Origin of the sequence: Tepidimonas sp. (genome assembly GCF_046292505.1) — a bacterium.
Taxonomy (GTDB): Bacteria; Pseudomonadota; Gammaproteobacteria; order Burkholderiales; family Burkholderiaceae_C; genus Tepidimonas.
On sequence record NZ_JBKBQX010000012.1, the window covers coordinates 20306 to 35339 of the forward strand.

14 protein-coding genes are annotated in these 15034 nt (G+C 70.7%); 2 read left to right on the forward strand and 12 right to left on the reverse strand.

The annotated features are described in order from the left end of the window. Both acpS and nagZ read left to right on the forward strand, forming a co-directional pair. Positions 1-396: a holo-ACP synthase gene (acpS, locus tag ACK4TH_RS07160; RefSeq protein WP_409624317.1), complete on the forward strand. Its 396-nt coding sequence runs from the start codon at positions 1-3 to the stop codon at positions 394-396. Beyond that, a complete protein-coding gene (gene nagZ, locus ACK4TH_RS07165; RefSeq protein ID WP_409624320.1) occupies positions 393-1478 on the forward strand; it encodes a beta-N-acetylhexosaminidase in 1086 nt (361 codons plus the stop codon). Before acpS ends, nagZ begins: the two co-directional genes overlap by 4 nt. Before the next feature lie 31 nt (positions 1479-1509). Here nagZ and ACK4TH_RS07170 read toward each other — a convergent pair whose 3' ends face one another. The 12 genes from ACK4TH_RS07170 to leuC all read right to left on the reverse strand — a co-directional run bounded on the left by ACK4TH_RS07170 (position 1510) and on the right by leuC (position 14935). Continuing rightward, positions 1510-2655, reverse strand: coding sequence for a GGDEF domain-containing protein (locus ACK4TH_RS07170; RefSeq protein WP_409624323.1), 1146 nt, complete (start codon positions 2653-2655; stop codon positions 1510-1512). A gap of 44 nt (positions 2656-2699) precedes the next feature. After that, positions 2700-3569 (reverse strand): acetyl-CoA carboxylase, carboxyltransferase subunit beta, encoded by an 870-nt coding sequence (accD, locus tag ACK4TH_RS07175; RefSeq protein WP_409624327.1) that lies wholly within the window; start codon positions 3567-3569, stop codon positions 2700-2702. 63 nt (positions 3570-3632) lie between these two features. Beyond that, positions 3633-4478 carry a tryptophan synthase subunit alpha gene (gene trpA / locus ACK4TH_RS07180; protein WP_409624330.1) on the reverse strand — a complete coding sequence of 282 codons (846 nt, stop codon included), beginning with the start codon at positions 4476-4478 and terminating at the stop codon, positions 3633-3635. Then, positions 4475-5782, reverse strand: coding sequence for a tryptophan synthase subunit beta (trpB, locus tag ACK4TH_RS07185; protein ID WP_409624333.1), 1308 nt, complete (start codon positions 5780-5782; stop codon positions 4475-4477). The genes trpA and trpB overlap by 4 nt, the downstream gene beginning before the upstream one ends. A 53-nt stretch (positions 5783-5835) precedes the next feature. After that, positions 5836-6519 (reverse strand): phosphoribosylanthranilate isomerase, encoded by a 684-nt coding sequence (locus tag ACK4TH_RS07190; RefSeq protein ID WP_409624336.1) that lies wholly within the window; start codon positions 6517-6519, stop codon positions 5836-5838. 46 nt (positions 6520-6565) lie between these two features. Continuing rightward, complete coding sequence (gene truA / locus ACK4TH_RS07195; protein WP_409624339.1) at positions 6566-7354, reverse strand: tRNA pseudouridine(38-40) synthase TruA; 789 nt, start codon at positions 7352-7354, stop codon at positions 6566-6568. Positions 7355-7390: 36 nt separating this feature from the next. Next, positions 7391-9988 carry a FimV/HubP family polar landmark protein gene (locus tag ACK4TH_RS07200; RefSeq protein ID WP_409624342.1) on the reverse strand — a complete coding sequence of 866 codons (2598 nt, stop codon included), beginning with the start codon at positions 9986-9988 and terminating at the stop codon, positions 7391-7393. Positions 9989-10178: 190 nt separating this feature from the next. Continuing rightward, complete coding sequence (asd, locus tag ACK4TH_RS07205; protein WP_409624345.1) at positions 10179-11297, reverse strand: aspartate-semialdehyde dehydrogenase; 1119 nt, start codon at positions 11295-11297, stop codon at positions 10179-10181. 274 nt (positions 11298-11571) lie between these two features. Continuing rightward, positions 11572-12642, reverse strand: a complete 1071-nt coding sequence (gene leuB / locus ACK4TH_RS07210; protein ID WP_409624348.1) for a 3-isopropylmalate dehydrogenase — start codon at positions 12640-12642, stop codon at positions 11572-11574. 69 nt (positions 12643-12711) lie between these two features. Continuing rightward, complete coding sequence (leuD, locus tag ACK4TH_RS07215) at positions 12712-13365, reverse strand: 3-isopropylmalate dehydratase small subunit (RefSeq protein WP_409624351.1); 654 nt, start codon at positions 13363-13365, stop codon at positions 12712-12714. Continuing rightward, on the reverse strand, positions 13366-13494 hold the full coding sequence (locus ACK4TH_RS07220) for an entericidin A/B family lipoprotein (RefSeq protein WP_068606618.1): 129 nt from the start codon (positions 13492-13494) through the stop codon (positions 13366-13368). A gap of 19 nt (positions 13495-13513) precedes the next feature. Next, positions 13514-14935 carry a 3-isopropylmalate dehydratase large subunit gene (leuC, locus tag ACK4TH_RS07225; RefSeq protein ID WP_409624354.1) on the reverse strand — a complete coding sequence of 474 codons (1422 nt, stop codon included), beginning with the start codon at positions 14933-14935 and terminating at the stop codon, positions 13514-13516. Positions 14936-15034: the final 99 nt, after the last annotated feature.

Genomic DNA, 15034 nt, shown 5'->3' on the forward strand with positions numbered 1-15034 from the left:
ATGATCTATGGCGTGGGCACCGATCTGTGCGATGTGCGCCGCATCGCCGCCGCTTTGGAGCGGCACGGCGAGCGCTTTGCGCAGCGCGTGCTGGCCGAGGGCGAGTTGGCCTTGTGGCACGAGCGCCGTGCGCGCTGGCCAGAGCGGGGTGTGCGCTTCGTGGCGACGCGCTTTTCGGCCAAGGAGGCGTTCAGCAAGGCCATTGGCCTGGGCCTGCGCGCGCCCATGACCTGGCGCGACTGCGAGGTGATCCGGCGGCCGAGCGGTCAGCCCGCCTTCCGCCTGCATGGGGCGCTGCTGGCGTGGTGCACCGAGCGGCGATTGCGCGCCCATCTGAGCGTGACCGACGAATCCGACTATGCCGCCAGCTTCGTGGTGGTGGAGCAAGACCCATGACCCTGCATGCCCCCCTCGTCATCGACGTCGCCGGCACCCGTCTGACCGATGCCGACCGTGCCCGCCTGAGCCATCCGTTGGTCGGCGGGGTGATCCTGTTTGCCCGCAACTGGCGTGATCGGGCGCAGTTGCAGCGCCTGTGCGGCCAGATCAAGCGGGTGCGCCGCGACCTGCTCATCGCTGTGGACCACGAGGGCGGGCGCGTGCAGCGCTTTCGCACCGATGGCTTCACCCACCTGCCGCCGATGCGCGACTTCGGTCGCCTGTGGCGCGAGGCGCCCGAGACGCGCCCCGGTGAGGCCGCGCTGGCCGCCTGCAATGCGGCGACGGCCGCGGGCTATGTGCTGGGGGCCGAGCTGCGCGCCTGTGGCGTGGACTTCAGCTTTGCGCCGGTGCTGGACCTGGATTACGGGCGCAGCGAGGTGATTGGCGACCGCGCCTTCGACGGTGATGCCCGCGTTGTGACGGCGCTGGCGCAGGCTCTGATGCACGGGCTGCGCCTGGCGGGCATGGCCAACTGCGGCAAGCATTTTCCCGGTCACGGTTGGGCCGAGGCCGACTCCCATGTGGACCTGCCGGTGGACGATCGGCCGCTGGAGGCGATTCTGACCGACGACGCCGCGCCCTACGGGTGGCTGAGTGCGTCGCTGGCGGCGGTGATGCCCGCGCACGTCGTCTACCCGCAGGTGGACGCTCGGCCGGCGGGGTTCTCGCGCCGCTGGTTGCGTGACATCCTGCGCGAGCGGCTGGGTTTTACCGGCGCCGTCTTCAGTGACGACCTCAGCATGGCCGGTGCGCGTGTGCTGGACGGCCGCCGCGTGACCCCTACCGAGGCGGCGCTGGCCGCGCTGGAGGCCGGCTGCGACCTGGTGTTGCTGTGCAACCAGAGCACCGTGGCCGACGGCGAGCCGATCGACGACCTGATCGAGGGGCTGAGCCGTGCCCTCATCGAAGGCCGCTGGGTGCCGGACGAGACCGCCGACGCCCGCCGGCGCGCGCTGCTGCCCACGTCGCCCGCGCCGGACTGGGACGCTTTGATGGCCGATCCCCGTTACCAGCACGCCTTGGAACTGCTGCCCTGACGGGGCCGTACTCGCCGGGGCGGTTGCCGCCTCAGGCCGGCACCGGATCGGCCCGGGAGCCGCCCGCTGGATGGGCACAGACGACGCGGTTGCGCCCGCCGGCCTTGGCCTCGTACATGGCCGCATCGGCCCGGCGCAGCAGGTCGGACAGCGTGGTGTCGTCGTCCGTGGCCATCGCCAGGCCGACGCTGATGGTCGGGCGGATGGTTTCGCCCGGCAGTGGGATGGCCAGCGCCGCGGTGGCCGAGCGCAGCCGCTCGGCCAGATCGCGCGCCTGGGCGAGCTGGGTGTCGGGCAGCACGAGCGCGAACTCCTCCCCGCCCAGGCGGCCAAAGCAATCGCCGGCGCGCACATGCTGCACACAGGTCCCGACCACCGCCACCAGCACCTCGTCGCCGCCCAGGTGCCCGTGCTGGTCGTTGATGCGTTTGAAGTGGTCCAGGTCGATGATCAACAGCGCCAGCGGCTCGCCGCTGCGGTGGCGCTGCTGGAGCAGCCGCGCGCCGGCCTCCAGCAGATAGCGGCGGTTGATGAGCCCGGTCAGCGCATCGCGCGTGGCCTGCGAATGCAGCTCCTGGATGAGCTGCTCGTTGCGCTGGCGCAGTTCGATCGCCTCGGTGGTCGCCGTGTTGATCTGCCGGCCCACCAGCACCATCAGCGCGCAGAAGCCGACCCCGAGCAGGCTCAGGCCGAGGTGGAACCCGCTTGGCTCCAGCAGCGGCGGTGCGACCAGGGCCAACACCGGAAACGTCATGTCCAGCCACAGCAGGCGCAGGTGTGCGTTGGACATGGACACGGTCAGCGAGATCAGGCCGACGTGTACCAGCATTACGAACATGAGGTTGCCGAAATCCCCCGGTTGCCACGCCCACACCACCAGCGACGACCAGGCCAGCATGTGCGCGCCGTGCGCCAGCGCGATGCGGTTGGCCCAGCGGCGTTCCTCGCTCGGCGGCGGGTTGGCCCGTTTGAAACGCCGGTACACCCACAGATAGTGCGCGATGATGACCAGCTCGAGCACCAGCCAGCCCAGCGCCCATGACGTGGGCACCCAGCGCGACAGCAACAGCGCGGTGATGATCGCCAACACCGGCGCCACATACCGGTCGTGGCGATGCACGTCCACGTACAGGTGCAACTGGGCCAGCCGCACACGGGCACGCGGATCGGCGACCATCCGGGGGTCTCGGTGCAAGGGGGTGAGGGGCCGACGCCGCAGCCTCAGGCCACCGCGTCGGCGCTTTGGCGCTGCAACATCGCCAGCACGTTGGCCACGGTGCCGCGCAGCTCGCGCCGGTCGCAGATGAAGTCCACCGCGCCCTTGCTCTGAAGAAACTCCGCGCGCTGGAAGCCCTCCGGCAGCTTGACGCGCACGGTGTTTTCGATCACGCGCGGGCCAGCAAAGCCGATCAGCGCCTTGGGCTCGGCGATGACCACGTCCCCCATGAAGGCGAAGCCCGCCGACACGCCGCCCATGGTGGGGTCGGTGAGCACGCTGATGTAGGGCAGGCGTTTCTTGGCCAGCCGGGTCAGCGCCGCGTTGGTCTTGGCCATCTGCATCAGGGACAGCAGCCCCTCCTGCATGCGCGCGCCGCCGGTGGCGGTGAAGCAGATGAACGGCACTTTCTGCTCGATGGCGTTTTCGACGCCGCGCACGAAGCGCTCGCCGACCACCGAGCCCATCGAGCCGCCCATGAAGTCGAACTCGAAGCAGGCCACCACCACCGGCAGCGTGTGCACCGCGCCGCCCATCACGATCAGCGCATCGGTCTCGCCGGTGGCCTCCAGCGCCTCCTTCAGGCGCTCGGGGTACTTGCGGCTGTCCTTGAACTTCAGCGCATCGACCGGCAGCACCTCCTGCCCGATCTCGTAGCGGCCCTCGGGGTCGAGGAAGGCATCGAGCCGCGCGCGCGCGCCGATGCGGTGGTGGTGCGCGCAGTGCGGGCAGACGTTGAGGTTCTTCTCGAGGTCGGTCTTGTAGAGCACGGCCTCGCAGCTCGGGCACTTGATCCACAGACCCTCGGGGATGCTGCGCCGCTGGGCGCTCGCCGGGGCGATCTTGGGCGGCAGCAGTTTTTCCAGCCAGGACATGGCAACTCCTTGCAATGGCGGCGCCGCAGACCCGCAGGGTCTGCCGCGCCGGGGCGAGGGCGATTATGCGACAGCCGCGGCAGACCGGGCGGGCAGGGCGTCCAGTGCCGCGCGGATCTCGCGCAGAAAGGCCGCGGCGACCTCGGGCACACGCGCGGGGGGTTCGTTTTCGATCAACTGGATCAAACGGGTGCCGATCACCACCGCATCGGCGCTGCGGCCCACGGCCTGGGCGCTGGCCGCATCGCGGATGCCGAAGCCGACCCCCACCGGGATGGACACATGCGCGCGAATGCGCGGCAGCATCGCTTCCACCGCCGCGGTATCCAGGTGGCCGGCCCCCGTGACACCCTTGAGCGAGACGTAGTACACATAGCCGCTGGCCAGCCGGCCGACCTGCGCCATGCGCGCGTCCGTACTGGTGGGCGCGAGCAAAAAAATCAGGTCCAGCCCGTGCGCGCGCAGGGTGGCGGCGAAGGCCTCGCACTCCTCGGGCGGGTAGTCCACGACCAGCACGCCGTCCACACCTGCGGCGGCGGCCTCGCGCGCGAAGCTGCCGGTGCCGTGCCGGTGTTCCCAGGCCTCGATGGGATTGGCGTAGCCCATCAGCACCACGGGCGTGGTGGCGTCGCGGGTGCGGAAGTCGCGCACCATCTGCAGCACCTGCGCCAAGCCCACGCCTGCGGCCAGCGCGCGCTCGCCGGCGCGCTGGATCACGGGGCCGTCGGCCATCGGGTCCGAAAATGGCACGCCCAGCTCGATCACGTCGGCCCCGGCGGCCACCAGGGCGTGCATCAGCCCGGGCGTCGCATCGGGTTGCGGAAAGCCTGCGGTGACGAAGGGGATCAACGCCCGGCGGCCCTGGGCGCGCAGGCGGTCGAAGGTGGCGGCAAGGCGGTGCGGGCTCATCGGGCGGCTCCCGGCGTCAGCGTGAGGGGCTGCTCGGCGGTCTTGACGCTCTGTCCCCGGCAGCTCGGGCGGCAGTAGAAATCCGCCTGCGACAAATCGGCGACGGTGCCGATGTCCTTGTCGCCGCGCCCGGACAGGTTGACCAGCAGCGACTGGTCGGGGCGCATCGTCGGCGCGAGCTTCATGGCGTAGGCCACGGCATGGCTGGACTCCAGCGCGGGGATGATGCCTTCGGTGCGGCACAGGCGGTGGAAGGCCTCCAGCGCCTCGCCGTCGGTGACGCCGACATACTCGGCGCGGCCGCTGTCCTTTAGCCAAGCGTGCTCGGGGCCGACGCCGGGGTAGTCCAGCCCGGCGCTGATGGAGTGCGTCTCGGTGATTTGGCCGTCGGGGTTTTGCAGCACATAGGTGCGGTTGCCGTGCAGCACGCCGGGCACGCCGCGCTGCAGCGAGGCGGCGTGCCGGCCGCTGTCCAGGCCGCTGCCGGCCGCTTCCACACCGATCAGGCGCACCCGCTCGTGGGGGATATAGGGGTAGAAGATGCCCATCGCATTGCTGCCCCCGCCGACACAGGCGATCACCGCGTCCGGTTGGGCCTGCGCGCCGTTGCCGGGCAGGCCCAGGTCGGCCAGCATCTCCGGCATCTGGCGCAGGCATTCCTCGCCAATCACGCTCTGGAAGTCGCGCACCATCATCGGGTAGGGGTGCGGCCCGGCGACGGTGCCGATGATGTAAAAGGTGTTTTCGACGTTCGTGACCCAGTCGCGCAGCGCCTCGTTGAGCGCGTCCTTCAGCGTCTTGCTGCCGGACTCCACCGGCACCACGGTGGCGCCGAGCAGCTTCATGCGGTAGACGTTGGGGCTCTGGCGCTTGACGTCCTCGCTGCCCATGTAGACCACGCATTCCAGCCCGTAGCGCGCGCAGATGGTGGCGGTGGCCACGCCGTGCTGACCGGCGCCGGTCTCGGCGATCACGCGCGGCTTGCCCATGCGCCGCGCCAGCATCGCCTGTCCGATGACGTTGTTGATCTTGTGCGCGCCGGTGTGGTTGAGGTCCTCGCGCTTGAGGAAGATCTGGGCGCCACCTAGCTCACGGCTGAGGCGCTGCGCGTGGTAAATGGGCGAGGGGCGGCCGACGAAGTGGGCCAGCTCGTAGCGGAATTCGCGCTGGAAATCGGGGTCCTGGCGGTAGCGGTCGTAGGCCGCGCGCAACTCGGCGATGGCGTGCGTCAGCGTCTCGCTGACGAAGCTGCCGCCGTACGGGCCGAAGTGGCCCTGGGCGTCGGGATAGGCGTAAGCGGACATGGGTAGGGTTCGAATCCTGGGGGCGGACGGCGGCCCGCGCGCGGCGGGGCCCGTCAGGGGTGGGGAGGGTCGGTCGGCGTCAGATCGGCACGGCGCACCGCGGCGATGAACGCCTCGACGCGGGCCGGATCCTTGATGCCCTTGGCGGCTTCGACGCCGGAAGAGACGTCAACCGCCCACGGGCGCACCAGACGGACGCCATCGGTCACATTTGCGGGTGTGAGTCCACCAGACAAAACGACCCGATCGGCGGCGTTGAGTCGAGGGTGTGACCACGGGAAGGCTGTCCAGTCGAAGGGTTGTCCGCCACCGCCGTAGCCGGGGACGTGCGCATCGATCAGCACGGCCCGCGCGGCGGCAAAACGCTGCGCGTATTCTAGGAGATCGAAGCCGGCGGCGCCAGCGCCGACCGGGACGCGCGCGGCCCGCATCCAGGGGCGGGGGCCGGCCAGGGCCGCGCACTGGTCGGGCGTTTCGTCGCCGTGGAATTGCAGCAGCGCGTTCGGTACCGCCTCCAGACCGGCGGCCACCTCGTCGGCCGTGGCGTTGACGAACAACAGCACCGGCGTGACGAAGGCGGGCAGACGGCGCGCCAGCTCGGCGGCGCGTTGGACGCTGACGTGGCGAGGGCTGGCCCGGTAGAGCACGAAGCCGATCGCGTCCGCGCCGGCGGCGGCGGCGTGGTCCACATCGGCTTCGCGCGTCAGGCCGCAGATTTTGATGCGGGTGCGTCGCATGGCTGGGCGGGATGGGGCGCGCGGGTGCGGCCCGGGTGGGGGGCGTTCACAGGGGCAGCCAGTCGAAAGCCGGGGTGTGCCGCGGCAGCCCGAGGTCGGCATCGTACACGGGACCCAGAAAGTACAGCCCGTCCGGTGCGAAGGTTGGCGCGGCGATCTCGCGATTGCGCGCATCGCGCACGGTCGCCATCCAGTCGGGCGGGCGCAACCCCTGGCCCACGGCGATGAGGCACCCCATGATGTTGCGGATCATGTGGTGCAAAAAGGCGTTGGCCTCGAAGTCGAAGCGCCAGTAGGGGCCGCGGCGGCCGATGTCGATGCGGTACAGGTGCTTGACGGGCGACAGCGCCTGGCACTGCGCGGCGCGAAACGAGCTGAAGTCGTGCTCGCCGAGCAGGTGGCGCGCGGCGCGTTGCATGGGCTCGAGCGCCAGCGGGCGAAACACCCAGCCCACGCGCCCGGCTTCGATGCTGGGGCGCACGGGCGACTCCAGCAGCACATAGGCATAGCGGCGCGAGCGGGCGCTGTTGCGGGCGTGGAAGGTGGCGGGCACGGGCTGCGCCCACTGCACCGCGATGTCGTCGGGCAGATAGCGGTTGGTGCCCCGCACCCACGAGTTCATGGCCCGTTCGACCGGGGCGTCGAAATGGACCACCTGGTTCAGGCCGTGCACCCCCGCATCGGTGCGGCCGGCGCACAGGGTGGCGATCGCGGGCACGTCGGCAAAGGTCGCCAGCGCCCGCTCCAGCCGGTCCTGCACGGTTTGCCCCCCGGGCTGGCTTTGCCAGCCCTGGTAGGCGGTCCCCAGATAGCTCACCCCCAGCGCTATGCGCATCGCTCGATCGCTGCCGTGCACGCCTGGCGGACGGCGTCAGGCCAGCTGCGCCAGGAAGGCGCGGGCGCGTTCCTGCAGCTCGCCGCTGGCCTCGGCAACGACTTCCTCGGCCAAGGTTCGCGCACCGTCCACGTCGCCGATGGCCTCGAACTCGCGCGCCAGCGACAGCTTGGTCTCCAGCGGGTCGTTCTCGCCCAGTCCCTCGGCAATCTCCAGGCTCGACAGGTCGTCGACCGGGGCCTCGTCGGCGGGGGTGGCCGCGCTGGCCGGCTCTGCGCGGGGCGGCTCGTCCGTGGGCAGATCGAGCGACAGGCCCGCCAGCTCTGGTGGCAGACCCGGCGCCGCGGCCTCGGAGGGCGCGGACTGCGGGGCCGGCTCGGGGATATCAAGGTCGAAGTCGATGCCGGCCATGTCGTCCGCAGTGCCCGAGTCTTTCGCGTCCGCCGGGCTGCGGGCCGCAGCATCGGGCTGCGAGGTCGATGCGTCGGTGAGTTCCGGCGCCGGGGCTTGCTCGGTCAGATCGAGGTCGAAGTCCAGGTCGTCAGCCGCCGGGGCGGCGGTGGCGGTCGGCGCGCTGACCGATTCGGCCGCCGGGGTATCGAAGGTCAGGTCCAGCTCGGGCACGATGCCGTCGTCCGGCGCGGCGGTCCCCGCCCCAGCCATCCCTGCGGCTCCGGCCGCCATGGCCCCCGCTGCGGCAGCTCCGCCGCCAGCGCCCGCGGGGCGGTAGAGCGGATTGTCGGGGTCGAGGGTCATGCCCAGCTCGCAGGCGCGCTGCCACTCGGGGCCCTGTCCCTGGGTCAGGGTGTGCAACTCGCGCGCTGCGGCCTCGAATCGGGCCGCATCCGGCCGCTGCGCATAAATCTCCAACAGCTTGAGCCGCACCGGCAGCCGGTCGGGGTGCAGTCGCAGCGCCTCGAGCAGGATTTCTTCGGCCTGCTGATCGCGGCCGTAGGCCAGATACACGTCGGCCTCGGCCACGGGGTCGACATCGCCACCGGCGTCGAGCTGACTGGGCGAGAACATCATCGACGACACCGGAGCCTCGTCGTCGGTGTCCACGGTTTGGCCCACCGCATCGACGTGCGGTTCGGCCGGCTGGTCGCTGCTCGCCCGGCGCTGGCGTTGCCGCACGCGCCACCAGGCCAGCACGGCCAGCAGCACGGCCACGCCGCCGGCCGCCGGCAGGGTCAGCGGATGCGCCAGCAGGGTACCCACCACGCCGGCTTCGGGCGGGGTGGGTGCCGGTGCCGGCGCGGGGGCCGGGGCCGGGGGTGGGGGTGGGGGTGGGGGTGGGGTCGCCGCCGCAGGGGGGGCGGGGGGCTCCGCTGGCGGGGCGGGCGGTGCCGGTGGCGACGCCGTTACCTGAGGGCCGGCACCGTCGCCCGCGGTGGCCGGGGCAGCCGCCGGGGCCGGAGCGGTTGCCGCGGGCGTGGCCGGTGCGCTGGCTGGCGCCGACGCCGCTTGCCGCAGTTGCTCCAGCTCTTGCAGGTTGCGGTTCAGCTCCGCGACACGCTGCTCGGTTTCGTTGCGCTGGCGTGCTTCGGCGATCTGGGCCTCGGCCGGTGCCGGGGCACCGGGCTTGCTCAAGGTCAGCTTGTCCTGGGCGCTGGCTTGCGGTTTGTCTTCCGCCACGGCCGCCTGCACGGCGCCGGTTGCCGTGCGCGAGGCGGGGGGGGCCTCTTGCGCCGGAGCGGCGGCGGCCAGGCGCCGGCGGTATTCGTTGAAGTCCCGCGTCTGTGCGGCGACGATGCGGCGCGCTTCCTGCGGATCGACGGCGGCCGCCCCCGCGGCGTCCGGCAGATCGAGGACGGCGCCTGCGCGCACCAGGTTGATGTTGTTGCGGATGAAGGCCTGGGGATTGGCGCGCAGCAGCGCGACGAGCATCTGCTCCAGCGTGACGTCGGCCGGCTTATGCTCCGCGGCGATGCGTCCGGCCGTTTCCCCGGGTTTGACGGTGATCCGTTTGTTGGGTGGGGTCACCGTTTGGGTCGCGGGCCGGCCGGTCGGCGCAGCGCCGGAGGGTGAGCCGGGCGCCGCCGCCGACGGCGGGGCGGGAGGCACCGGTTGCGCCGGCCGTACGTCCGTCACGACGGGGGCGGCCGGGGTGGGGGGCGCTGCCGTCACGGCCGGTGCCACCGGAGTGGGTGGGCGCAGGTTGGGCGGATCGAACAGCAGGGTGTAGCCACGCAGCAGTTCGCCACCCGCCCAGCGGGCCTGCACCACCAGGTCGAGGAAGGGCTCGGACACCGGACGGGCGCTGCGCACCACGATGACCGTGCGCCCGTCCGAACGCCGCTGCACCTCCAGCGACACGTCCTGCAGCAGGGCGTTGAATTCGAGATTGGCGGCGCGAAAACGCTCGGCCGGTGCAATGCCGACCTGCAGGCTGGCGGCCTCGGCGTCGGTGAGGGTCGGCACGTCGATTTCGGCGCGCAGCGGCTCGCCCAGTTGCGACTGGACCGAGACCCGACCCAGCGCCAAGGCCCAGGCGTTGCCCGCCAGGGTCGAGGCCAGTGTCGCCGCCAAAGCAATGCCCCGCCAAGCACCGCCCGTGCGCCACCCGCCGCCACCGGCCGGGCGGCCGACGGTCGGCAGGGATGGCGGGCGCGGGGAGGAGCGGGTTTTCGGCACAGGGGTCCTTTGTGGGCGCATCACGGAAGCGGCGTCAAAACACCTTAGCATCAATGTGTTACGGCGACAAGCTGACGGCGTGCGGCAAGCACCGCGCGCCACCCGTCGCCGTCCCGCCGACCCGCTGGGCGTTGCAGCCGAGCAACGCCCAGCGCGCCTGGCGCACCGGGATGCCCCGACTATACCGCCGTCAGGCGCCGAGCAGGATGCGCAGCATGCGGCGCAGCGGTTCGGCCGCACCCCACAGCAGCTGATCGCCGATCACGAACGCCGACAGGTACTGCGGCCCCATGTTGAGCTTGCGCACGCGGCCCACGCCCACCTGCAGCCCGCCGGTGATGGCCGCCGGGGTCAGCTCGCGGACGGTGAGGGCGCGGTCGTTCGGCACCCACTTGACCCACGGGTTGCCGCTCTTGATGATCGATTCGATCTCGTCCAGCGGCAGGTCGCGCTTGAGCTTGACCGTGAGGGCCAGGCTGTGGCAGCGCATCGCGCCGATGCGCACGCACAGGCCGTCGACGGGGATGGTCTGCTCGGTGCCGAGGATCTTGTTGACCTCGGCCTGGCCCTTCCACTCCTCCTTCGACTGGCCGTTGGGCAGCTGCACGTCGATCCAGGGGATGAGGCTGCCGGCCAGCGGCGCGCCGAAGAATTCGGTCGGCACGTCCTCGCGGATCGCCTGCGCGACCTTGCGGTCGATCTCCAGGATCGCCGAGGCCGGGTCGGCCAGCAGATCGGCCACCGCGCCGTGGATCACGCCCATGCCCTTGAGCAGCTCGCGCATGTTGTTGGCGCCGGCGCCGCTGGCGGCCTGGTAGGTCATCGAGCTGACCCACTCCACCAGGTTCTCGCGGAACAGCCCACCCAGCCCCATCAGCAGGATGGAGTTGGTGCAGTTGCCGCCGATCCAGTTGCGGCCGCCGGCGGCCAGCGCCTTGCGGATGACGTGCTCGTTGACCGGGTCGAGGACGATGACCGCATCCGGCTCCATGCGCAGCGCGCTGGCGGCGTCGATCCAGTGGCCCTGCCAGCCGGCGGCGCGCAGCTTCGGGAACACCTCCTTGGTGTAGTCACCGCCCTGGCAGGTGATGACGATGTCGCACTCGGCCAGCGCGGCGATGTCGTGGGCGTCGCGCAGCGTCGGGTGCGCCTTGGCCTGCGCCGGCGCCGGCCCGCCGGCGTTGGAGGTCGAGAAGAAGATCGGCTCGATCAGGTCGAAGTCGCCCTCGGCGATCATGCGGTCCATCAGGACCGAGCCGACCATGCCGCGCCAGCCGACCAGGCCGACCTTGTTGCCAACGTTGCTCATCGCGTGTGCCCTTTCAGTAGAGGAAGTGGGAAAAACCCTTCTGCTGCCCGGCTCGTCTGGCCGGTGTGGGCGCACGACGAACCAGGCTGGAATCAGCCGGTAATGGTGGTCGTGGTTTTGGTGGTGGCGCGCGCGCCGACTGCCGCCTGGGCGGCGGCGGGGTTCGGCAGGAACGGATAGGGCGCGGGCATGATGGCCCGATTTTAACGGAAGCGACCTGATGCCACGCTGACGATGCGCGCCGGTTTCGTGCGAGACTGAAGCGGCGGCGCCCTCACCCCAGTGCGCGCACGACCGCGTCGCCCATCGCCGCGGTGCCGACCACGGTGCAGCCCTCGCTGGCGATGTCGGCCGTGCGCAGGCCGTCGGCCAGCACCTTCTGCACCGCGGCCTCGATGCGGTCGGCCGCCTCGGGTTGCTTGAGCGAGAAGCGCAGCATCATCGCGGCGCTCAGGATCGTGGCCAGCGGGTTGGCGATGCCCTTGCCGGCGATGTCCGGCGCGCTGCCGTGGCTCGGCTCGTACAGGCCCTGGCCGCGCTCGTTGAGGCTGGCCGACGGCAGCATGCCGATCGAGCCGGTCAGCATCGCCGCCTCGTCCGAGAGGATGTCGCCGAACATGTTGCCGGTGACGACGACGTCGAATTTCTTCGGCGCCCGCACGAGCTGCATCGCCGCGTTGTCGACGTACATGTGCTCCAGCTCGACGTCGGGGTAGTCGCGGTGCACCTCGGTGACGACGTCCTTCCAGAACTGGAAGGTCTCCAGCACGTTGGCCTTGTCGACGCTGGTGACCTTGCGGCGACGCTGGCGCGCGGCCTCGAACGCCACGCGCGCGATGCGCTCGATCTCCGGGCGGCTGTAGCGCATGGTGTCGAACGCCTCGTCCGCGCCGGCAAACGGCCCGTCCGGCGCGCTGCGGCGGCCGCGCGGCTGGCCGAAGTAGATGTCGCCGGTCAGCTCGCGGATGATCAGGATGTCCAGCCCCGCCACCAGCTCGGGCTTGAGGCTGGAGGCGTGCGTGAGCTGCGGGTAGCAGATCGCCGGGCGGAAGTTGGCGAACAGCCCCAGCGCCTTGCGCAGGCCGAGGATGGCCTGCTCCGGCCGCAACGGCCGCGGCAGCGTGTCGTACTTCCAGTCGCCCACGGCGCCGAACAGCACCGCGTCGGCCTGCTGCGCGAGCTGGAGCGTCGCCTGCGGCAGCGGATGGCCGGCGGCCTCGTAGGCGGCGCCGCCGACCGGGGCGGTTTCCATCTCCAGCGGCAGGGCAAGCGCCTTGAGCACCTTGACGGCCTCGGCGACGATCTCGGGCCCGATGCCGTCACCGGGCAGGATGGCGATCTTCATGGATGTCCTGTTGTCGTGGGGGCGCGGCCGGGGCCGAACCCAGCCGCGCGGGGAGCGTGGGGCGATCGATCAGCCGGCGAAGGTGCGCGCCAGCCACGGGAAACGCGCCAGCCGCTCGGCCTCGAAGGCGCGGATCTTGTCGGCGTGGCGCAGCGTCAGGCCGATGTCGTCCAGCCCGTTGAGCAGGCAGTAGCGGCGAAACGGCTGCACCTCGAACGCGATCTCGGCGCCGTCGGGCTGCACGATGACCTGGCGCTCCAGGTCGATCGTCAGCTCGTAGCCGGGGAAGGCGTAGACGTCGTGGAACAGGCGGTCGACCGTGGCCTCCGGCAGCACGATCGGCAGCAGCCCGTTCTTGAAGCAGTTGTTGAAGAAGATGTCGGCGAAGCTCGGCGCGATCAGCGCGCGAAAGCCGTACTGCTGGATCGCCCACGGCGCGTGCTCGCGGCTGGAGCCGCAGCCGAAGTTCTTGCGCGCCAGCAGGATGCTGGCACCCTGGTAGCGCGGCTGGTTGAGCACGAAGTCGGGGTTGGGCTTGCGCTGGCTCTCGGGCACGCCGGGCTGGCCCGGCTGGTCCAGATAACGCCACTCGTCGAACAGGTTGGGGCCGAAGCCGGTCTTGCGAATCGACTTGAGAAACTGCTTGGGAATGATGGCGTCGGTGTCGACGTTTTCCCGGTCGATGGGCGCGACGAGCCCCTTGTGGATGGTGAAACGCTCCATTTATTTCTTGCCAGCGTCCTGGATGACCTGGCCACCTTTCTGGATGTCTTTGCCGAGCCCCTGAACCGTGTTGCAGCCCGCAAGCAGCAGGCCCAGACAAGCGAGGGTGCAGCACAGCGCGCGTTTCATGGTGAACTCCTTGGGGGGGTTAGATGAATTGGCGCACGTCGACGAAGTGGCCGTGAATGGCCGCTGCCGCCGCCATGGCCGGGCTGACCAGGTGCGTGCGCCCACCCGCGCCCTGGCGCCCTTCGAAGTTGCGGTTGCTGGTCGAGGCGCAGCGCTCGCCCGGCTCCAGCCGGTCGGCGTTCATGGCCAGACACATCGAGCAGCCGGGCTCGCGCCACTCGAAGCCCGCGGCGCGGAAAATCTCGTGCAGCCCCTCGCGTTCGGCTTGCTCCTTGACCTGGCCGGATCCGGGCACGACCATCGCGAGCTTGACGTTGCGCGCCACCTTCTGGCCGAGCTTGCGCACGACGGCCGCCGCTTCGCGCATGTCCTCGATGCGGCTGTTGGTGCATGAGCCGATGAAGACCTTGTCCACGGCGATGTCGGTCAGCGGTTTGCCCGGCTGCAGGCCCATGTACTGCAGAGCGCGCTCCATGGCGCTGCGCTTGACGGGGTCCTTCTCCTTGTCGGGATCGGGCACACGCTCGGTCACGGGCAGCACCATCTCGGGCGAGGTGCCCCAGGTGACCTGGGGCAGGATCTGGGTGGCATCCAGCTCGACGACGGCGTCCCAGTGGGCGTCGGGGTCGGAGTGCAGGGTGCGCCAATGGGCGACGGCCTGATCCCACTCCACCCCGCTGGGGGCCATGGGCCGGCCGCGCACGTACTCGAGGGTCTTGTCGTCGACCGCCACCAAGCCGGCGCGCGCGCCCGCCTCGATGGCCATGTTGCAGACCGTCATGCGGCCTTCCATGCTCAGCGCCCGGATGGCGCTGCCGCCAAACTCGATGGTGTAGCCGGTGCCGCCGGCGGTGCCGATGCGGCCGATGATGGCCAGCACGATATCCTTGGCCGTGCAGCCGCGCGGCAGCGTCCCCTCGACGCGGATCAGCATGTTGCGGGCCTTCTTGGCCAGCAGCGTCTGCGTGGCCAGCACATGCTCGACCTCGCTGGTGCCGATGCCATGCGCCAGTGCGCCAAAGGCGCCATGGGTGCTGGTGTGGCTGTCGCCACACACCACGGTCATGCCGGGCAGGGTGGCGCCGTTTTCCGGCCCAATGACGTGCACGATGCCCTGCCGCTTGCTCAGGAACGGAAAATACGCCGCCGCCCCGAACTCGCGGATGTTGGCATCCAGCGTGATGATCTGCTCTTTGCTGATCGGGTCGGCGATGCCGTCGTAGCCGTGCTCCCACCCGGTGGTGGGGGTGTTGTGGTCGGCGGTGGCGACCACCGACGACACGCGCCACGGCTTGCGGCCGGCCACGCGCAGCCCCTCGAAAGCCTGCGGGCTGGTCACCTCGTGCACCAGATGGCGGTCGATGTAGAGGATGGCGGTGCCGTCCTCCTCGGTGTGGACGACGTGCTCGTCCCAGATCTTGTCGTAAAGGGTGCGTCCCATGGCGGAGGGAAAAGGCGTGGGCGGCCTGCCATTGTAGGCCGCGACGAACGGGGCGCGTCAACGGCGGTGCCGAGGTTGAACACGCGGGCACCGCCGCCC

Coding starts and splice junctions, on each gene's coding strand:
- acpS (WP_409624317.1), top strand. CDS start 1: ATGATCTATGGCGTGGGCACCGATCTGTGCGATGTGCGCCGCATCGCC.
- nagZ (WP_409624320.1), top strand. CDS start 393: ATGACCCTGCATGCCCCCCTCGTCATCGACGTCGCCGGCACCCGTCTG.
- ACK4TH_RS07170 (WP_409624323.1), bottom strand. CDS start 2,655: ATGGTCGCCGATCCGCGTGCCCGTGTGCGGCTGGCCCAGTTGCACCTG.
- accD (WP_409624327.1), bottom strand. CDS start 3,569: ATGTCCTGGCTGGAAAAACTGCTGCCGCCCAAGATCGCCCCGGCGAGC.
- trpA (WP_409624330.1), bottom strand. CDS start 4,478: ATGAGCCCGCACCGCCTTGCCGCCACCTTCGACCGCCTGCGCGCCCAG.
- trpB (WP_409624333.1), bottom strand. CDS start 5,782: ATGTCCGCTTACGCCTATCCCGACGCCCAGGGCCACTTCGGCCCGTAC.
- ACK4TH_RS07190 (WP_409624336.1), bottom strand. CDS start 6,519: ATGCGACGCACCCGCATCAAAATCTGCGGCCTGACGCGCGAAGCCGAT.
- truA (WP_409624339.1), bottom strand. CDS start 7,354: ATGCGCATAGCGCTGGGGGTGAGCTATCTGGGGACCGCCTACCAGGGC.
- asd (WP_409624345.1), bottom strand. CDS start 11,297: ATGAGCAACGTTGGCAACAAGGTCGGCCTGGTCGGCTGGCGCGGCATG.
- leuB (WP_409624348.1), bottom strand. CDS start 12,642: ATGAAGATCGCCATCCTGCCCGGTGACGGCATCGGGCCCGAGATCGTC.
- leuD (WP_409624351.1), bottom strand. CDS start 13,365: ATGGAGCGTTTCACCATCCACAAGGGGCTCGTCGCGCCCATCGACCGG.
- ACK4TH_RS07220 (WP_068606618.1), bottom strand. CDS start 13,494: ATGAAACGCGCGCTGTGCTGCACCCTCGCTTGTCTGGGCCTGCTGCTT.
- leuC (WP_409624354.1), bottom strand. CDS start 14,935: ATGGGACGCACCCTTTACGACAAGATCTGGGACGAGCACGTCGTCCAC.